The sequence below is a fragment of the Aquimarina sediminis genome, from assembly GCF_002895435.1.
In the GTDB taxonomy this organism is placed as follows: domain Bacteria; phylum Bacteroidota; class Bacteroidia; order Flavobacteriales; family Flavobacteriaceae; genus Aquimarina; species Aquimarina sediminis.
On sequence record NZ_POYJ01000014.1, the window covers coordinates 1 to 21,174 of the forward strand.

Below are 21,174 nucleotides of genomic sequence, written 5' to 3' on the forward strand. Positions count from 1 at the left end.
GAGAAATTAAATATTACAGGGGGATATTCTAATTTTCAGTCGTTTACCAATATCAAGAATCAGTTTGATTACATCAATGAAGTTTCTCAGGGAGATAATCTGGATACTTTAAACTTCCAACAAATTTCTCAAAATGCAAATCTTAATGTCAATTACATTTTAAAAGATACAGAAGCCAAGAAGCAAAACCTAAATATGGCGCTGTCTTTTCAAAATGCCGAAAACAGGCAAGATGGTCGTACAGTAGAAAATGGAGATTCTAATTTTTACAATGGTAACACATCATATACAATAGGATACCCAGAATCAGATCTTAATATTTCGGCTGCTGTAAATGTGAGTTACAGTACCATAGGTGTAGATAATAGCTTAACCTATGGTCCTATGATAACTGTAGGTAAAAAGTATTTTGATAAAAAGTTGAGAACTACAGGTTCGATAAGCTATAATCAAAGTAATAGTAATGGTGAAAAGCAAGGCGAAGTAACTAACATAAGGCTCGGGAGTAATTATACCTACAAAAAGAAACATAATTTTAACCTTAATCTACTAGCACAATTTAGAAATGCAATAACATCTAGTAGTCGGGATTTTACAGCAACATTTGGGTATAATTATACTTTTGATAAGTTTAATCCTAAGATAAGACTATCTAATTGGAAGAGAAAAGGTAAAAAAGAAAAGGTCAAAAGAAGTAAAAAGCCTAAGAATAAAGAAGTACTCCAGTTTAGATATCGGGATTCATTGTATCAAGGTACTATGGGCGAAATTGATGCAAAATTGGCTGATATTCAGAACCATTTGAGTTTTGATCATATTCCTGAGTATAAAAGACGAGAACTAACCATACTACGACTGGCTGTAGCAGATGAAAGAAAAGCAGATGAGTATAAGCCAAAAGCCATTACTTTTTTAAAAGAACTGTATAGCTACGAGGATTTCCTTGCTGGATATAACAGATTGGTTTTTGAAGTACTCATTGAGCTAAGAAAAGATATGCAACGTCTGGATTATGCTTTTGAAAAAGGTTTTGTAAAAGCAAAAATTGCTGTTGATAATCATAGCTTACATGGTAAAACCAAGGAAGAATTAGAAGCAGTAACGCCAGAGTTAAAAAAGAGGTATGTAGAGCTTCAACAAAATTCTAAAAATGCTTTAGCGAGATTGATAGGGCATCGTTGGACACTTCCGATCATAAAAAGTTATACCACCTTAAACAAAGTAGAGCATCCTGATGAGTACCTCAAAGAGATCATGGAGCAAGAAAAAGATAACATATTCCGTATGGTAGATAAGAAGGAAGGAGATCAAAAGCTTCAGTTGTATATGATTACACAAATTATTGATTTCTATCTTAAAAAATCTCTTAATTATACAAACCCCAATACATTCGAATTAAGATATATCGAAAAAAACTAACCTATGAAGAAACGATTACTTACTCTATTGATTTTATTGTATAGCTTTGGTCAAGCTATAGCACAGCAATACCCAATAACTGTTATTCCTCAGGTTAATTCACCAGCTCCAGTTAACCTATACAATTATGCGGATGCTACAACTATCAACAGTCCCATAAACGTCAAATTATTACTTAGTGATGTTACTATCTCTAATGAACAAATACGATTAAAAGTTTCTTTTGAAGGAAATGGAATTTCTTTTCAAAGCAAGGATGTGGTAATAGGAGCCCCAGTACTGTTGGTTAGCGGAGCAGAAACCTTGGAACTCAAAAACGCACAGTTGGCTCCATACTTTGAACTTCAAAATATACAAGGAATCAATGCTAATGTATATGGTAGCACCATTCCTGAAGGGAGTTATCAGTTCTGTTTTGAAGTTTTTGATTTTTCAACAGGTCATCGTTTATCATCTAAGAGTTGTTCGACTGTTTATATATTTAAAAATGAGCCCCCTATATTAAATCTTCCTTTTAAAGGAAGCAATATTGAAGTTACCGAGATTGATAATATAGTTTTTCAGTGGACACCAAGACATATTAACGTAAGCAATGTAGAATATGAATTTAGTATCGTAGAGATCTGGGACGATACTGTAGATCCACAAACGGCTTTTTTATCGGTTCCTCCAATTTTTGAAACTACGACTAGATCAACTTCGTTTGTTTATGGTCCTTCTCAACCACTGCTATTGCCAGAGAAAAGATATGCCTGGCGAGTACAGGCAAAAGCACTGCAAGGTGCCGAAGAAATAGGTTTGTTTAAAAATGAAGGAAAAAGTGAGGTCTTTTGGTTTTCTAGAACATCTCCTTGCGATATACCTATTAATGTATATGCAGAATCCAAAGGAATATCAAAAATTAATGTTTTTTGGGACGAAGACATATCAATATTCCAAGAGTATACCATAGCTTATAGAGAAGCCAATAAACCCAATGCATATTGGTTTACTAAACGTACCAATAGTGGTTGGGCTACTATATGGGATCTCAAACCAGGTACAACATATGAGTATAAAGTAAAAGGAAAATGTAAGTATCAATACGGTTCTTATTCTGAAGTTCAGGAAGTAACTACAGAACTCACAGAAGATGAAACCGCAAATTATAATTGTGGTATTGTACCCGATGCGATTGCTGTCACCAATCGAGAGCCACATCCAGGATTGCAGATCGGTAGCCGCATAACAGCAGGAGATTTTGTGATTACTATTGTAGAGATAGAAAGTCAATCCAGTGGACGAATTACAGGACGAGGATATGTGAAAATACCCTATCTGAAATATGCCAATTTTGGAGTAAAGTTCGATAATATTCTGATCAATTCAGAAAACCAATTAGCAGAAGGAGAAATCATCACATTGTATGATCCAGAGTATGGTGAAGGAGAAACAATGACAGTAGATATTAGTACTGAAGTTGTAGAAGTGATTAGTGAAGAAGAAGGAGGAATAAATCAAACACAGGTTGGTTTTCAGATAGAAAGTATTACCGTAGACGAAAATGGTGCTGTTATAGTTACTGGAGTTAATGGTGAAGAAGCAGTTCTTCCCGAAGGTAGTGATGTTGAAGTTGTAGATAGCAATGATAAAGTTTGGACAGTAAATGAAGAAGGCGATGTTCAGGATTATGGAGAAATTGCAGAAGGAGGAATTCCTAGCGGAAGTAATACAGACGGAGTAACGGATGATGACGTTTTTCAGATTTCTGCTACCAATGTATTAGTTACATTTAAAGAATCAGGATATTACCATTTTGATCAACTACCTAAAGGAGCAGAAGAAGCACTAGGCAAAGAAGGCTTGTATCCTTCAATTCCCAAAAAAGGAGGAGGAACCTACTCTCCTCCTTTTAAAGCGATATCCGACCTAAATGGTAATGATATTGTTCTTGCCAAAGCTGATTTTATAGATGATTCTGCTACCACAGAAGATATCGTTTTCAAAACTGAAAGAGGAATATTGATTCCAGCAACATGGAATGGCAATACAGCTACACTTACTTTAAAAAAGGCATTTGATGGTGCCAAAACAAAAATTCTGGCCACCGTAAAACCCAAAGAAGAAGGAGGGAAACAAACCATTGCAGGAGTACTTAATCTAGTACATTTAGGAGGTCAGGAATTTGATGATGTTAAGGTGGTATTGATACCTGTAAATGATGCTGTAATAAATCGTGAGGTAGAAACGAAGATAGAAGAGATTTATAGCAAAGCAGGTATCAAGTTTAATGTAACCACTGGAGATCGTTTGAATATGCCCGATGATGTGTGGAGATTAGGTGGTGTACCAAGTAGAATCGATGTTGGAGATAGTGAAGCATTAACAGGGTATAGCCCAGAGACATCTGCTATTAATAGATACTTTATGACCCATGGTGATTATAATAAAAAAGCCTACTACATTTTTATTACCAATATTAAAGGATCAGACTCACCATCATTACCAGAATTAGAAGGTTTTATGCCGCATAAAAACCAGTTTGGCTATGTGTTTAATAAAGCAGAAGATGATGCTATAACTGCCGCCCGCATATTAGGGCATGGGGTATTTGGTTTGGACCTTGCCTTTAAAGAGTATGGTACCGCTAAAAATGCTACTAATTTCTTAATGGATTATAGTAATGAATCAATCCTTAACCATATGGATTGGGAGAAAATCCATGACTCCGGAATTAGGATATATGAATTTAGAGAAAATGAGGTTGACATAGATTATAGTAGTACTGCATACTTCAAAGATACTGGTATTGGCGGAAATTCTGGAAAGAACAATACTTTTTCATTTTTAACGCCTACGGGAGAGTTAATAGTCGTACCAGAAGATGTTGCCAATGTACAGTTTTACTACGGGTATTATGGAGAGTCTTTGCAAGGAGATTTAAGACGATTCATGAATTTTACTCCGGGAACACTCAAAAGTTTTAAAATTGATGGAAGAACCTATGAGGCAAAAGTGCAATTTTTAGATGATGGTTCAGCAAACTTGCTAGGGTATTTCGCAGGCAAAGAAAACCCCATAAAGTTTGATAGTTCTCAATATAAAGCCGGTATGGATTCTTCTACTCCCATCATTATGTCTTATGACGGAAAAGACTTTGTATTAGCACGATTGGTAAGGACTTTTGACAAACCAATGCCCAAATACGATAGTAGTAAAACTAACAAGCTAAAGAAGATCTATGAGTTTCCAAGACCCGCAGGAGGGATTTATGCTTCGGTTAAAGTGGATAATTATAAGAGTTATGGTTCTGATAAATTTGTCATTACTGATAATATAGCTAAAAAAACGTACAAAGAATATATTTACAATTCGGGTAGCGCTGATGTTTTTATTCGTAACAAGATAGCAGAGTTAAAAGCGGCATTTCCTGTATTGGTAGATAACGCCACCAGCAAATTATTTGATAAGTGGAATAAAAATGAAATATGTAGTAACCCTCTATATAGCACAGCTAAAACATACAAATTTATAAAGTTTTTATCAGATAAGTATTGTGATTGTGATACAGGGTATGTTGACCCTATGGCATCCAATCTTTGTACAGATAAACCAGGAGTACAGATTCCGGATACCAAAATAGAATTCCTCCTAGAATATTTGGCTTTTTTACAACAGACAATGGATCAGGAAATTCCATCTGTATATAATGCATTACAAGAGATCAGAAATAATGTGGATGTTGTAGATACGATGGATAATCGCGAGTTGGTTAAAATGTTAAACTTCGCTACAGCAGAAGATATTAAAACACTAGAATCAAAGCATGTTATCAGGATATTATCCAGAATGGCACATGAGGGGATTTTTGAAATGGGCGATCTATCTCAGCATAGTGAAGAAGGTGTTTTAAGACTTATAGAAAACATAAATCCAAAAAATTCCTCAGACGTAATTCAAGGTTTAGAGGCTCCAAATATTTATAACCCAAAAAAATATCTATACAAGCAAATTTTTCATAAGGTTGATGATAAAGTATTAGGCTTCCTTAGTGGTGATAACAATAGGGTTAGACTTATTAATGCGTTTGCTATACTAGCATTACAAGCCACAGAACTTCATCAGGAAAGGTTGCGATCTGTATTTAAAAATATAGACGGCAGAACATTTATATTAGAATATCAAAATATAATTAAGAGAGCCGCGATTACTGCTATTGAGGCCAATCCATTAAATCCGACACAATATAATAGGTACTTTAAAGAATGGAGTGAACCATATAATGATATTGATGTTAGATATGACTCAGAAACAGGAACTTTTGTAGGAATACAACAGGAAAAAAGAGGGTTGTATTTTCCAGAAGAGGTATTTCGTACCAAAGAACCAATGCGACCCTTTGATTTTGTCTTTTTTGTAAATAAATCAAACATAGATGTAGTTAAAGGATTGGAAGGTAATAGTGCAGAAAAGAGTTTAGCTCCAGCCATTGTACTTATGTTTGCTGATGTGTCTGCAACAAACCAGACAGTAGCTCACAGTATTGTTGCAGCCCTAGATGGACTTACTATTGCTAGTGGAGTCGGTGCCTTGGCAAAAGGAGCCAGAGGAATTCAGAAAGCCGTTACAATATTAGATTTAAGTGCAAGTATGGCCAGCTTAACTGGTACTGCACTAAGTGATACCGATGTTCTGAGTCCAGAACTAGCCCAAAAAATTAGTGATTACACCTTATTATATTCCGTAATACGTATTGGAATAGATGGAGGGATGTACATAAGTAAATTAAATACCTCGCCAACATTACAAGGTGTGTATGACAATAGGGGAGCTTTTCCTGATCCTCCACCTGTGTCAGGGGTTTTGGACGATCTTGATAGGTTAAAAATTGATGAAAAAATAGCACTTGCAAGCAACGAAATAACCTACAGATATATTGACTACTATCTAAAAAAAGGAAGGTCTTTATCCAAAATAAACAGTTTAAAAGAAAGAATAACTAAAGCTATTTCTGACTTAGAAAGCCTGAGAGGAAAAAAAGTTCCTGCAAACTGGAAAGATGATTTACCTTATAATATTGTACAGGATTTAAATAAAAGCAAAAAACTGGAAACGCTTTTTAAACAAGCTACCACAACACAAAGACATAACTATATAAAGGCATGGGGAGTATTGGGTATGTCACCTCAAATACGAGTGAAATCGGAAAACCTAGAGGTTTTAGTAAGGGTGAGTACCAGATTTCAATATCAAAATACAAACTCATTTGATGGTCTTCGAAAATTGTTGGCAGAAGGTGCTCCTGCCAGCAAACAAAAGATTATTGATGGCTTGAATAAGATGGATAAAATGTTTGATGCTGATACTCCTGTTGTCTTTGGCGGAACAAAAAATGGACAAGTCAAAGCATCTTATAAGACCAGTGATGGGTCTAAGGTAGAGATAGCCAGAATTAATAAGGATGGTAAGTTGCTAAAAAACGTAGTATTAGGTCAAACACAAGGTACAACCGTAGTTGGTAAGTATAGAGGAATGGAAATTCTAAGAAATACCGATGGCATTATTGGATTTAAAATAACAAGTGCTCGGGATATGCAAATCCGACTCAAAAAATTCCCTGACCTGCGACTCAGCTTTACCAAATTGGATAAAGCTCTAAAATCACAGTTTATAGAAGATTTTGCCAGTGCTACCGATGATACTTTCAAAACACTTAAAAATGAAAATCTACTCGATGCTTGGAAAAACAATGTACGTAGCAAGAACCTTGAGGTATTACGAAACTCTATTGCCAAAGGAACTTTAAGAAACGAATATGATTCTAAAGTAACAGGCTTGGCAAATTTAAAAGAAAGATTGCTACAAGAAGGGAAAAAAATAGAAGAAGTAGCCAAAACAGTATTTGAAAAAAGAAGGACATTAACCATAGAATATAAACATATAACACCAGATGATTTTCTGGAATGGATTTTTAAAAGAAATGACATCACCTATGTTCAAACCGGTAAAGGAGATAAGTGGGGGGCAACATTTGATGGATTAAAAAAGTCCATATCACGTAAAAAAGATATTGATTTGAATAATGCAACTCCATCACAACTAGATGAAATATACGAGGCAATAGCAAATGGAGCTTCAAAAACTTCAGGAGCTACCAAACAACAGTTAGGGGATAACTTTTACAATTTCTTCGAAAAAGCAAAAAATCAAAACCAAATAAGTACAGAAGAGTTTGATGCCTTTGTAAAGGTTCTTCATAAATACAGAATGAGATAGAAATGAAACGAGCCATAACAAGAATTTTTGATACGCACAAGAATGATTATTTGGTGAGTTCTATGTGCCATCTAAAATAATATAGGATAAACACATGAAACAACTAAACAGGTTTTTAAACACAAAAAAGGTAATCTATTTCAGAGCATTGAAAGAGCTTATCACAGAAAATGAACAAACACTATCAACCGATAGAGGAGTAGAGAATGTGGTTGGGATATATGATATTTTGGAAGGTTCATTATATGCCATATTGAGTTTAGAAAATAGAAACTACCTCTTTCTAAAAGATGAAATGGTAGAAATCACAGAATCTATACATGTAGAATGCCACGAAAATTGGTCTGTAAATGACCCTAGTCTTTTTGAAGTGTTTCATGAAGGATTCAGCCTGGTAAAAGTAGAATATATGAATGAACATGAAGGAGTCTTATTACCATGTGATACAGATGAAAATTGGGAAGAAGTAAATTTTGGCTATGAATTAGCCATATTGGTTAACAAGGCAAAAAGTAACCCAGAAGTTGCTCTGTTCCCAAACACAGAAACCACAGATGTATAACCTGGATTATAAACAGGAGAAACTATAAAAATAATGTCACACAGTTGTTAAGATAATTTAGTCCCAGCTTATGAATAAAATACTACAATTAACACTATTCGTATGTCTTTGTTTGCATACAACAAATATGTTAGCAAGAGACATATCTTTTTCTATGGTTAATGAAACCAATGATAAAAAGGAAGAGAAAACAGAGCCCGTAAAAGATAGTCTATATACAGATGTTACTACTGTTGATAACAAACAAATATCTAAAAAATACCAGGCAAAAGTACTTAGAGACTTTAAATCATTGAATCAATTTGATATCCCAGTAAACCCCAGTAAAAAAACATTTGGATTATTAGAAACCAAAGAAGGATTTCAGTTTAATGGAATTAACGCCACTCAGGATAAAAAATGGCTTGAAATGGCTCAAAATGTCTTTAAAACAATTGACGAAACCGAGAATTACATCAAAGAATTAACCAGTGAAGATTTAAGTGAATTGCCAGTTGCTATTAAGCCAAAAACAATTAGCAATGTAACCTATACAGTAGGAATAGCAAAAGCAGTTTTTAAACCATCATTTACAGAATTGACTGTTTTTCTTAAGGTAGAGTTTCCAGAAAGTACATCTCCGTCAAACGATACTACAACTACCAAAGAAGAAAATAATGTATTGATTCTTGGAGCTTCAAATATTAAACTCTCACATGAAGGAGGAATTATCGGGGCTGCCAAATTGAATTTGATTTCGCAATTCACTACCAATATTAATAGTGGTGCTATACTTCTTACGTTAAATGGAGGTTTTAACGAACCTGGTACTTACGCTACGATCGATTGTTTTGGATTTAAGGAGTTTGGGATAGATGCCAATATTAAATTTACTAATGGATTAGTATTTCCGGTAGATAAAGATGGTAAAAAGAAGACAGGATATGTAGAAAGTGACTTTAAGATTGTCGCTAGTGACTGGAACGATATGGTGGTTAATATTACGCTTCCTGAGTTCGGAATCACAGGATTAGAAGGAACCACATTTAGACCTGGTGAAGCAGTATTTGATTTTAGTGATTTACGTAACGATGAAGCGACACCAACAGCTTACTTAGATAAGCACTATAGTGAGCGTACTAATTTATGGCGAGGAGTATACATTAATACATTAGAAGTCGTATTGCCCAAAGCTTTTGAAAAAAAGAATGATGATAAGCGTATTGCTTTTGGAGCTACTGATTTGATTATAGATGCACAAGGAGTTACCGGTAAATTTACCGGAGATAATATATTTACCTTAGAAGAAGGGACGGCCTCTGGATGGGATTTTTCATTAGATCATTTTTTACTAGACATAGAAGTAAACAAATTAAAAGCAGGAGAATTTGCCGGAGAAATTGTACTACCTGTGTCAAAAGTAGATAAGGTAAAGTATAGTGCAATCATTCAACCAGATGAATATAGTCTTACTGTAGAGAGTACCAAAGATATAAGCTTTGATGTGTGGAATGCCAATGTTACGCTGACCAAAGACTCTTATATAGAAATGAAGGTCAAGGATGATAAATTTAGACCTAAAGCAAACCTTAACGGCTCAGTGAGTATTGTATCCGGCTTGGGTAAAGAACAAAATGCTTCTCCAGATGTTCAAAAAAGTACAGTCGATTTCAAAGGAATAGTATTCGAAGAAATGGTATTGCAAACAGAATCTCCAAAATTTTCTGTAGGCTATTTTGGATATCAGGGTGATATGAAATTAGCAGACTTTCCTATTACAGTCAATGAAATAGGGCTTAAAACACCTTCGGGAAATCAAGCAGACCTTGTTTTTGATTTTAGTATTAACCTGACATCCGAAACGGATGGAGGTAATGGAGGAGGAGCCAAACTAGCCATCAAAAGTGTTTTAGATGAAACCGAAGGTCGAGATCACTGGAAATATGATGGAATTGACTTGGAGAAAATAGCCTTACAGATGGATATCACAGGTTTGGAACTTAAAGGAGCCCTCATGATTTTTGAGGATGATGCGACTTATGGAACCGGGTTTGCAGGAACGGTAGGGGCTAAGCTTACCGCTGGGATGAGTCTGGAGGTAGAAGCAAAAGCATTGTTTGGGCGAACTCCGGATTTTAGATATTGGTTTGTAGATGCCAGTACAACATTACCGCAAGGTATTCCTATCTATCCGGGGTTTGCATTAAACAAATTCGGAGGCGGATTTCATAACCGGATGAAGATGGCAGGAATGACCAATGATGCAAACGCAGCGTATAGTCAGGTGGGAGCTTCATTATCTGGAGTTGTTTATGAACCAAGTAAAGAGAGTGGTTTTGGGATGAAAGCCTCTGTAGGAATAACCACTCAAAATTCAGAAGAACTATTCCATGCAACCCTCGAATTGGGGATGGTATTTCTTAAGTCAGGAGGACTACAAGACGTTTATTTTAAGGGACATGGCGAAATGCTAACCGGTCTACCTACAGATTTTTATGATCAAATAGAAGATCAACTAGGATATTTGGCTGATGGTGCTGATATACCTAAACCAAGTTCTGATGCGTCCATGAGTGCTGATGTTTTTATAAGATATGATTTTGTAAACGATGTCTTTCACGCCAACTCAGAGGTATATGTCAATTTTGGACCACTAAAAGGTCGAGGACCCAATGGTCGTGCCGGATGGATGGATTTTTATGCCGGACAAGGACAATGGCATATTTTGGTAGGAACCCCCACTGATCCACTAGGGGTAACAATAGATATAGGTGGGGTAAATGTAAATAGTAAGAGCTATTTTATGACAGGAGATAATATTCCCGGGAGCCCGTCACCACCGGATATAGTGGCAAACATACTAGGAACTGATACATCAAAACTAGAGTATGCCCGAGATCTTAATATGCTCGATTCGGGTAAAGGGTTGGCGTTTGGTGCCGATTGGAGTATGAGTACAGGTGATCTGCGCTTCCTTATTTTTTATGCAAAATTCAATGCAGGAATAGGTTTTGATATTATGCTCAAAGATTATGGAGAAGCCCAATGTAAGGGTTCTTCTGAGCAGATAGGATTAAATGGTTGGTATGCCAATGGGCAATCCTATGCCTATCTGCAAGGAGATGTAGGGATGAGGTTTAAATTATTCGGAAAGAAAAAGAAAATTACAATCTTCTCAGGAGGAGGAGCCCTGCTTATGCAAACCAAATTACCAAACCCCTCATGGCTTAGTGGACATCTGGGAGGAAGCTATAATGTGTTAGGAGGATTAATAAAAGGGCGATTCAACTTTAAAGTAGAACTGGGAGAAAAATGTGAAATCATTAATGAAGGAGCACTAGAAGGAATTACTGTAATAGGTGATATGTCACCAAAAGAAGGAACTACCGATGTAGATGTATTTGTAGCACCACAAGTACCTTTTAATTTACAAATCAATAAAGTATTCGAATTGCGTAGTGGAACAGAGGATCGTAAGTATCGAATACTCATGGATAAGTTTGAAGTCACAAAAAATGGGCAGCCCATAGCTGGTAAAATCGAGTGGAATACTAATAATGATATTGCGACTTTTTATTCTCATGAGATATTACCCCCTAACACAAGCCTTAAAGCCTATGTTCAAGTACATTTTGAAGAATATGTAGGAGGGAAATGGGAAACTATAAAAGACCAGGGAAAGATAACTACAGAATCCAAAGAAGTGAACTTTACTACTGGAACCGCTCCAGAATCTATACCTCTAAGCAATATTGCTTTTATGTACCCTATGGTAAATCAAAAAAACTTTTTTACCAAAGAGTATAACAAAGGATACATTAATCTAAAACGTGGGCAATCATATCTGTTTGATGGTACAAATGATTGGGGTAAGACAATGACCATGAGTACCAATACCGGAATATCATTAGATACTTCGTTTGGTTATAATACAGCCAATAAACAAGTTACATTCAATATCCCTGAAGGAATAGCTACACAAACCAATTATAATGTAAAAATAAAGTTGGTACCCCAAGAAGATAATGGTTCTGATAATGTAACAGAGAGCTATACCACACAAAAAATTGGTGGTGATGAATCAGGTAATGAAGTAGAGATAAAATCAAGAGCAGCAGAAGAAGTGGTTATAAAAGGAGAAGAAAGAGCACTACTAGCTTTTGATTTTAGTACCAGTCAATATACCACTTTTGATAAGAAGATAAGAGCTATGAAAGGCAACAAAGATTTGTATAAACATGTTACCTATCCTTATGGTCTTACGCTATTAACCGCAATAGACCCATTAGAACCTTTTGATCTGGCAGAATTAGCAGGTAATAAATACTCTGGTAACAAACCATTAATTGTGGCTAGGGCTATTATGGACAATTCGTATTACCAAAATGAAATCTATCCATTACTATATCAAAATTATCCTATAGGTGGTACAATCTCAGTCAGTAGAGATACAGATAAGATAAGTGTTCCTCCGGTAGAAGGAGTAGAGCCCATGTCATGGTATCTTACTTATTTAGAAAATGGTTACACTGGTGAAACTAGCTTGTATAATCCTTACCGATATAACCTTGCTCAGTATTTCTATCAGGATTATGAAGATTTGAGATACCAATTAGTGAGCTCTAATCTACTCTGGGAGACTATGCCTCAATACAGGAAATTGATTATAGAATCTTTTCCAGTAATACGAAAAGGAAAGTACAAAACCAAACTGCGGTATGTACTACCAGGACAGGTAACCAACGGAGGAGATCAGACCATAAAATTCACCAATCCTATCTACGAATAATGAATAAATTACTAACATACATATATACAGTAGGACTGGTTGTTTTTTTACTTCCTTATCAGGGAAGAGCGCAAGACCCTATAGGAGATGAAGAGCCAGCAGTAAAGGTTATCGGTACTGCTACCAAAGATGCCATCATGCTTCGATGGTCAGCCAATACCCCCTTGGGTTGGAAACATGCCAATACCTACGGATACATCATTGAGAGAAGAACAATAGCTATAGGCGATGAAATAGTAAAAGAACCTATTATCAAAAAACTTACTTCAAATCCTATAGTTCCCAGACCGATGATGGATTGGGAGGATTTTGTGACAAACAATGATAATGCTGCTATTGCTGCCCAAGCCATCTATGGCGAGGATTTTAATGTATCCTTAGAAGAAGGAGGCAATGATATTATGAGTATCGTTAATCAGGCAAAAGCCCTAGAGCAACGTTTTTCTTTTACACTATTTGCATCAGATCAGGATTATGAGGTAGCAAAGTATGCCGGATTAGCTTATGTTGATACAGATGTAAAACCGGGTGAGCGATATTTGTATAAGGTATATACAGCCATCCCTCAGGAAAAAATGGAAGTAAAATTCGGAGGGGTATACCTTGGGTTAAGTGATTATCGCCCATTACCCGAGCCACAAGATTTTGTTGGGATCTCTGGAGATAAAAACATCATGTTAAGTTGGAATTTCAAATTATTAAAACGAGAATATACCAACTACATTATAGAACGATCCGAGGATAATGGAAGTACCTACCATCCCTTGAGTGATAGACCAGTTGTCAACCTAAACGAGCGCAAGAAGAATCCTTCGGATCGTATGTTTTATATCGATAGTCTATCACAAAACAATAAAGAATACCATTACCGTATAAAAGGAGTATCACCCTTTGGAGAGGTGGGTCCTGCATCAAATGTAGTCAAGGCAAAAGGAGTAAAAGCATTACAACACAATCCTTCTATTACTCAAGCCAGATTGATGGATGATAACAGTAGTGCAGTAATTAGCTGGGAGTTCCCTGAAGAAGGATTAGCATCTGTGGCTTATTTTGAGTTAAACAGATCAGATCAGATTAAAGAGAACTATCAGGTAGTGGTGGCTAATATCCCCAAAGACACCAGACAGCTAGAATTCAAGAATCTGGATGCAATCAATTATTTTACCATAACAGCAGTTGGAGTCGACGGCACAAAACGTATTTCTTTCCCAAAGATGATACAGCCGTCTGATAGTACTCCACCGGCAGATCCAATTGGGCTACGGGGGGTGATTGACTCTACAGGAGTCGTCCAGCTCAATTGGACTGCCAATACTGAGGCAGATTTTTTAGGCTATCGTGTTTTTAGAGCCAATATGGAGAACGAAGAATACACCCAGATTACTTTTAAGCCCATACCCGATAGTAAAATTATAGATACCATTAATATTGAAACACTTAATAGCAAGATTTACTACAAAGTACAAGCCTTTGATAAGCGATATAACCCCTCTGATTTTTCAGAAGTATTAATGCTTAAAAAACCAGATATAGTTCCCCCAACAAAACCTGTTTTTAAATCTTTTAAAGCAGATCAGGGAGTAGTAGAATTATCCTGGATTACTAGCAGTAGCATTGATGCCATAAGAACCTTAGTATATAGAAAAGAAAAAGGAAAAGAAGGCCCCTGGCAGTTGGTAACAGAAGCTGATTATCCCCAAGATGAGTTTTCAGATACCACTGCGACCCCCGGAATTACCTATCTATATACTTTGGTTACTATGGATGATTCTGGATTAGAATCAGAACCCGTGACTCCACTAACAATCAGCCTACCCGATAATAAGCAAAAACCAAAAATCGACAGGTTTACTGCAATAGTAAACCGAGAAGAAAAACAAATCGCAATCAACTGGAAATACAGATCACCTGATGTGATAGAGTTTATGATGTATAAGGCTGAAGAAGGAAAACAACCTACACTATACAAAGTGTTTGATAAGAGTCAAAGTCGATTTACAGATAAGCAGTTGATCATCAATACCAAATACACCTATTTGTTACAAGCCGTATTTGGCTCCAGAGCAAAATCTCCAATAAAAAAAATAGAAGTAGAATATTAAAGCAAAGGATATGAAAAGAATAATACTCGTTTTTATAATAGTGTTTATTTCACTTGGTGCTTATGCACAGACGTATACTATTACTATCGATGGTAAGGTAGGTAATGGTAAATCTAATTGTTTTTGGGGAGGAGATATTGGATTAAAAAAAATTGTAATTCATTTTGCGGATGGAGCCGAAGAAGAAGTTTTTTCCAAAAAAACACCTGTATTAAATAAAAATTATAGAATAGTTAGAACATACAGTGTACAAAAGAAAATAATAGAAGTTAAATTTCACACAATAGCAAGACAACAAAATTGGTTGGGTTGTAGTACATTTAATCCAAAAAAGCCAGCGTATATTTTTTCTAATTGTCATTACAAAGAATATAAAAAAAGTGATATATATCATCCTGATATTAAAGGAGAGGCGATCATATCTTTAACTCCTAATATGGAGTTGAATTTTATTAGCACAACTAATTCTATTGCATGTAGTGATAAAGAAATTGGGATTCAAGCAACTTCTGGATTCAGTTTATTGGGAGGTCTTTATAATTGGGAATTCCTTGATGTTATAGATACTCCTGCAACATGGAAACCAATTCTTAATAAGAACGGGGAAAAAACTATTTTTCTTAAACTTAGTGATTTGTACCTTGATACCAAAGATCGGAGAAAAGCCATTAATAAAAACATAAGGGTTCGACTTAACCCCAGTTGTAATAAAAATAGAGCAGTCACAAATGAACTCACGATTAAATATCTGCCAACGGCACCAAAAGTAGCCCAAAAACCGGAAATACTACCGCTTGAGTGTTCTTACAGTAAATCAGCCGGTATAAGAATGTATTTTAAAAGGCAGATTCATAATTTTGAGGCTGTAGATATTAATTTATTAAGGAAACTAGATCATGAAACGACATACGTTTCTTATGATAATAATATTAATATTCAGCAATTTGGTGTAGTATTACCAAGCTCACCTTGGTTACCACGTAAATATTCTTATAATTGGCAACCAACTTCTGGCAAAGAACTTATAGCTGGACAATACAAAATTGAAGTAACTGGATATACCAGAGGAGGAGATAGTGCTAATCCTTTTTGTGAAATGTATGAATATGAGTTTGAGGTGGAAGCTCCTGATCCTGTAGATTTTACAGCAGAAACTACCGGGCATCAAACCTGTTATGGTACTGATAATGGGAAGGTGAAAATAAAGATAACTTCTGGTGGTGCAGGAGATTATGAATATTCTTTCAATAATTGGGCTACGGCTACTTCCTTTACAGGACCAGAAAAAGAAGTAACTGGGCTGGCACCTAATACCTATAGTGTTCAGGTTAGAAAAAAGACTAATCAATGTTTGGCGTTAGATGCTCAGGGCAATCCCAAAAGGATAGGAGTCACTATTAGCGGTGCTACACAAATAACTCATAAAATAGAGTTAATCACCCATCCTGGAGCTCCCCAAAAAACTGATGGCAAAATTGTATTCTCCTCGGTTAGTGGAGGTACTCCTTTTAATAGCGTTATGGGAGATTATTATACTGCAAGGTTGATGTTGCATGGTTCTCCTTCGAGTGCTATTGATTATACCGCCTACACCAATGGTTTTGAAATACCAAATCTACCCGCAGGAAACCATATAATCAGATATACGGATAATAGTTCAGGATGTATTTCTGAAATAAAGCTACCAGAGATTAAAGCTCCTGCTCCCATTACTTTTGATATAGAGAAACAAGATCCGTCTTGTTCTGAAGCAAATGGGAAATTAAGAATTGTCAATATCAAAGGAGGTTACCCTCCATATAAATTTAAATGGAAAAGAAATGCAATACCTTATAGTGAAAGCCCTACAGTTATAGGTAGAAAAGGAAACTATGCAGTCATCGTAACCGATAAGAGATTGGGTTGGAAAGAAAAAACAAATATTGAATTTGATAATATACCCGATCCTATAAAGATCACAAATATTGAGGTAAAAAAAACCATACGATGTCATAATCGTAAAGCCGAAGTTAAAATTTCGGCAACAGGAGGATCTAAAAAATATTATTTTGGAGTCAAAGATCTTGGGGGTTGGCATTGGCAAGTCAGCAATACATTTGAGCTATACGGAAGTATAGAGGGGCGCACATATACTTTTCGAGTAAAGGACAGAAGTGAAGAGAAATGTATATCAGCTATTTCTAAGTCTATAGTGATTAAGGCTCCACCCAAAATTAGATTTAAACCTATAGAAGTTACTCACAATACTGTCTCTGGAGATAATAAAGGGGAAATTAAAATGGAAATTAAAGGAGGGGTTCCTGAGTATAAAACACTATTATGGAGAAGAAATGGAGCTCCTATTTCATATCGCGGTGAACTTACTGAAGTTGATACAGGAGTCTACACATTACATGTTAAAAAATTAATTGCAGGAACATACACATTAACAGTCATAGATGCAAATGATTGTAAGAGGGTATCACAATCTGTAGAAATCACTGATCCTATCAACCTTACGGTTTCAACGGTAGATGTTCCTTGTTTTAATGCAAATACAGGAGAAATAGTGCTAAACCCTCAGGGAGGAACACCTCCATATTCTTTTTCTATAGATAATGAGGAGACCTATATTTCTGTAGATGATCTTACTAATAACACTATAGAGGGATTAGCAGCCAGAGATTATCATGTGTGGTTACAAGATGCCAAAGGACGCAAGATAGCTAATGCAATATCCGCAACCATTACACAACCCGATAAAATTATTGTTTCTCAGGCTTCATTAGTAGACGTTACCACAGTAGATGGAACTAATGGGGGTATATCAATTGATGTTGCAGGAGGGGTAGATCCTTATAGTTTTTTATGGAGTAAACAAGATGATGTAACTTTTGTAAGCAGCGATAAGGATATCACTAATCTATCATCAGGATCATATACTGTTTCTGTTACAGATGGGAACAATTGCATGGTTCAAAAAATATTCGAGATAAGAGAACCATTACCGATTGGGGTAGATATCACCGTAACTAATCCTGTTTTATGTCATGATGATGCCTTGGGAGAGTTAAAGGCGACCGTATCTGGTGGATATCCAATAGAATCAGTGCCTTCAGATTTTGAGTACAGATGGTACAAGGTAGAAAACACAGTAGATACCGCATTGAATACGGATGTTTCTTTGAATAGTCTTAAAGAACTGGGAGCAGGTACGTATAAAGTGGTGGTTAAAGATACTCAGGGAGCCACCGCCGAGACTACCTTGAATCTTACAGAACCAGAAGACCTTAAGGTAATACTGACCACTCAAACCGATCTATCATGCTATGACGAGGCTACCGGAAGTATTGATATTACAGTGACAGGAGGTCCTAAGGATCCGGATACCGGGGTATATCTGCCTTATGCTTATAGCTGGACCAAGGTAGATGACCCCGATTTTACGGCAGCAACAGAAGATCTTACCGGGATAAAAGCAGGTAACTATAAAGTAGTGGTTGTTGATGATAACCTGTGTACAACTTCGCTAGAGGTAACGATACAACAACCGGAAGCTTCTTTATCGATTTCTAATGTTGTAGCAACAGGTCTCACAGGATACCAAACACAAAATGGTAGTATTACTCTGGATATTACAGGAGGGACAAAACCTTATAGCTATGAGTGGAGCAATCTGGATGATCCTGTATACACCGCATCAAGCGAGGATATATATGAACTAAAGAAAGGTACCTATCAACTCTCGGTAGTGGATAGTAATCAATGTTCGATCTACACTACTATAGAAATTGAAGAACCAGAAAAATTAGAAGTAAAAATAACACCATTAGCAGCAGATCAACAAATTAGATGTGCAGGAGAACAAACAAAGGTACCATTGGTTACGACGACCTCAGGGGGTGTTGGGGAGTATGTTTATCAATGGTACCATCATACAAAACCGGATATAGTGCTGTTTACCACAGCCAATACCCCTTCTACCGTAGTGGCAGGAACATATACTGTGATTGTTACAGATGATAATCAAAATACCCATAGTGATACATATACAGTAGAAGAACCAGAGGAATTAAAGTTTACTGAAACGGTAACCCATCTAAAATGTGCAACAAACACCAACGGAAAAATAGATGTCACGATTCAGGGTGGCGTGGCACCATATAGGTATTTGTGGAGTAATGGCGAAGATACACAAGATATTGATGGACTTAGCGCAGGTAACTATACCCTAAAAGTAACGGATGCAAATGATTGTAAATATGAGAAAATGATAGCAGTAACAGAACCCCAAGCATTAAATGTAGTTGGCAATATTATACGATTTTACCCTTCAACAAATGGAGCAAATGACGGTAGTATTACAGTAAATATTGAAGGAGGTACTTCTCCATATACATATGAATGGAAAGATGACAATGGGATGATCCAAAACGCTACCACTAATGTCCTCAGTAATACAGGAACAGGTAAGTATTCTTTAACAGTAATTGATAGTAATGAATGTAAGTTAGAGATTAAGGATGTAGATACATTCGAACCTCCGGCACTAGAAGTCTCAATTCAAACCGCTAGCGTAGTATTATGTGCCGGTAATACAGATTCAGGTAGTCTTAAAGCTATAGCAAAAGGAGGAAGACCTTTTAACAGTACAAAACAATATGAGTACCAATGGTATATTGCGGCTACACATACTCCAATAGGTACAGATCACTCAGTACTAGATGAGATAGAATCCGGCGACTATTATGTTGAGGTCACAGATGCTATAGGGCATACCGTTACCAGTGCAGTATACACATTAGAACAGCCCGACGCTCTGGAGATGATATTTGATGTAGATTATACCAATTGTGGAGATGGAAATGACTGGACGATCATTCCTAAGATAAAAGGAGGAACCTCTCCTTATCAGTATGCTTGGAATACAGGAGCTGTCAGTGATCGATTGGATAATGTAATGGTAGGTAGTTATAGTGTTACGATTACAGATAGCAGAGGATGTAGCCTTACCGATGAGATACATCTTACGGCTCCGGGAGCATTAGGAGTATCTCCAATATTGACCATGCCTTCTTGCTATAATGCCTGCGATGGATCCATTTTACTCGGGGTAGAAGGAGGTACATTGCCCTACACATATGAATGGAGTAACGGTGCTGTCCAAAGAGATCTTAAGGCTATCTGTCCAGGAACGTATGCAGTTTTGATTACGGATAGCAAAGGTTGTCAGATCACCCACGAGATAACTTTGGACAATACTGAAGAGTTGATTGTTGATCTGGGAGAAGATGTTACCTTATGTAAAGATCAGCGCATTGAGATCAATGCAACGATTACAGATCCTAATGCTACTTACCAATGGTCTTCATCTAATGGGTATAGCAGTACAACACCTTCTATAGAGATTAGTGATCCGGGTAGCTATCAGGTTATCGTAACCAATAGTAAAGGATGTCTGGCAGTAGATAGCATTTTTGTCGATAGGGTTACGGATGTTATTGACGCACAGTTTTGGGCTTCGACCTATGTCTATACTGGAGATACCTTTGTAATTGTAGATAATAGTGATCCTTTTCCTGATTACCTGGAATGGGTATTCCCTGAGGAAGCCATAGTAAGTTATCAGGATGGTAATTATGCAGAGTTATCTTTTGATACTCCAGGAGAGTATGAGATTACATTACAGACGTACCTTGGGTTATGTAAAGCCACTACGACCAAAAAGGTGATCATTATCGATAAGGCACTAGAGGAAGAAGATGATGATGAAAACGAAGAAGGAATTCATAGTTATATTGATTATCTAATCTATCCTAACCCAACAAAAGGGAAGTTTACAGTAGATGTGAGTTTGCCCAAATCACAAGATGTTCACCTTAGGATACATAACATTGTCAATAATCAACTGATAGATTCTCGTAGCGGTAGTGATAAGGATACGTATTCTTTTGAGTATGATATGTCATCGTTAACCTCAGGGGTATATTTTCTTTTATTAGAAACAGCTTCTGCTCGTCAGGTTAAAAAATTGATTATTGAGTAAAGATGTTTGTTATGTAAGAATAGGAGTCCAAATTGTCTATCTG

5 protein-coding genes and 1 pseudogene are annotated in these 21,174 nt (G+C 36.4%); all 6 read left to right on the plus strand.

Annotated elements, in window-relative coordinates:
• Positions 1 to 1,419, plus strand: a pseudogene (locus tag C1X07_RS25120) (hypothetical protein); the annotation flags it as partial.
• A 3-nt stretch (positions 1,420 to 1,422) separates the two neighbouring features.
• The gene (locus C1X07_RS21650; protein WP_103072139.1) at positions 1,423 to 7,674 is read left to right on the plus strand and encodes a fibronectin type III domain-containing protein; all 6,252 of its coding nucleotides are present in this window, start codon (positions 1,423 to 1,425) and stop codon (positions 7,672 to 7,674) included.
• 94 nt (positions 7,675 to 7,768) lie between these two features.
• Complete coding sequence (locus tag C1X07_RS21655) at positions 7,769 to 8,236, plus strand: hypothetical protein (RefSeq protein WP_103072140.1); 468 nt, start codon at positions 7,769 to 7,771, stop codon at positions 8,234 to 8,236.
• 70 nt (positions 8,237 to 8,306) lie between these two features.
• Positions 8,307 to 13,004: a hypothetical protein gene (locus tag C1X07_RS21660; protein WP_128755354.1), complete on the plus strand. Its 4,698-nt coding sequence runs from the start codon at positions 8,307 to 8,309 to the stop codon at positions 13,002 to 13,004.
• Positions 13,004 to 15,106, plus strand: a complete 2,103-nt coding sequence (locus C1X07_RS21665) for a fibronectin type III domain-containing protein (RefSeq protein WP_103072142.1) — start codon at positions 13,004 to 13,006, stop codon at positions 15,104 to 15,106. Before C1X07_RS21660 ends, C1X07_RS21665 begins: the two co-directional genes overlap by 1 nt.
• Positions 15,107 to 15,116: 10 nt before the next feature.
• Positions 15,117 to 21,131 carry a T9SS type A sorting domain-containing protein gene (locus tag C1X07_RS21670; protein WP_103072143.1) on the plus strand — a complete coding sequence of 2,005 codons (6,015 nt, stop codon included), beginning with the start codon at positions 15,117 to 15,119 and terminating at the stop codon, positions 21,129 to 21,131.
• The last annotated feature ends 43 nt before the right edge of the window (positions 21,132 to 21,174 follow it).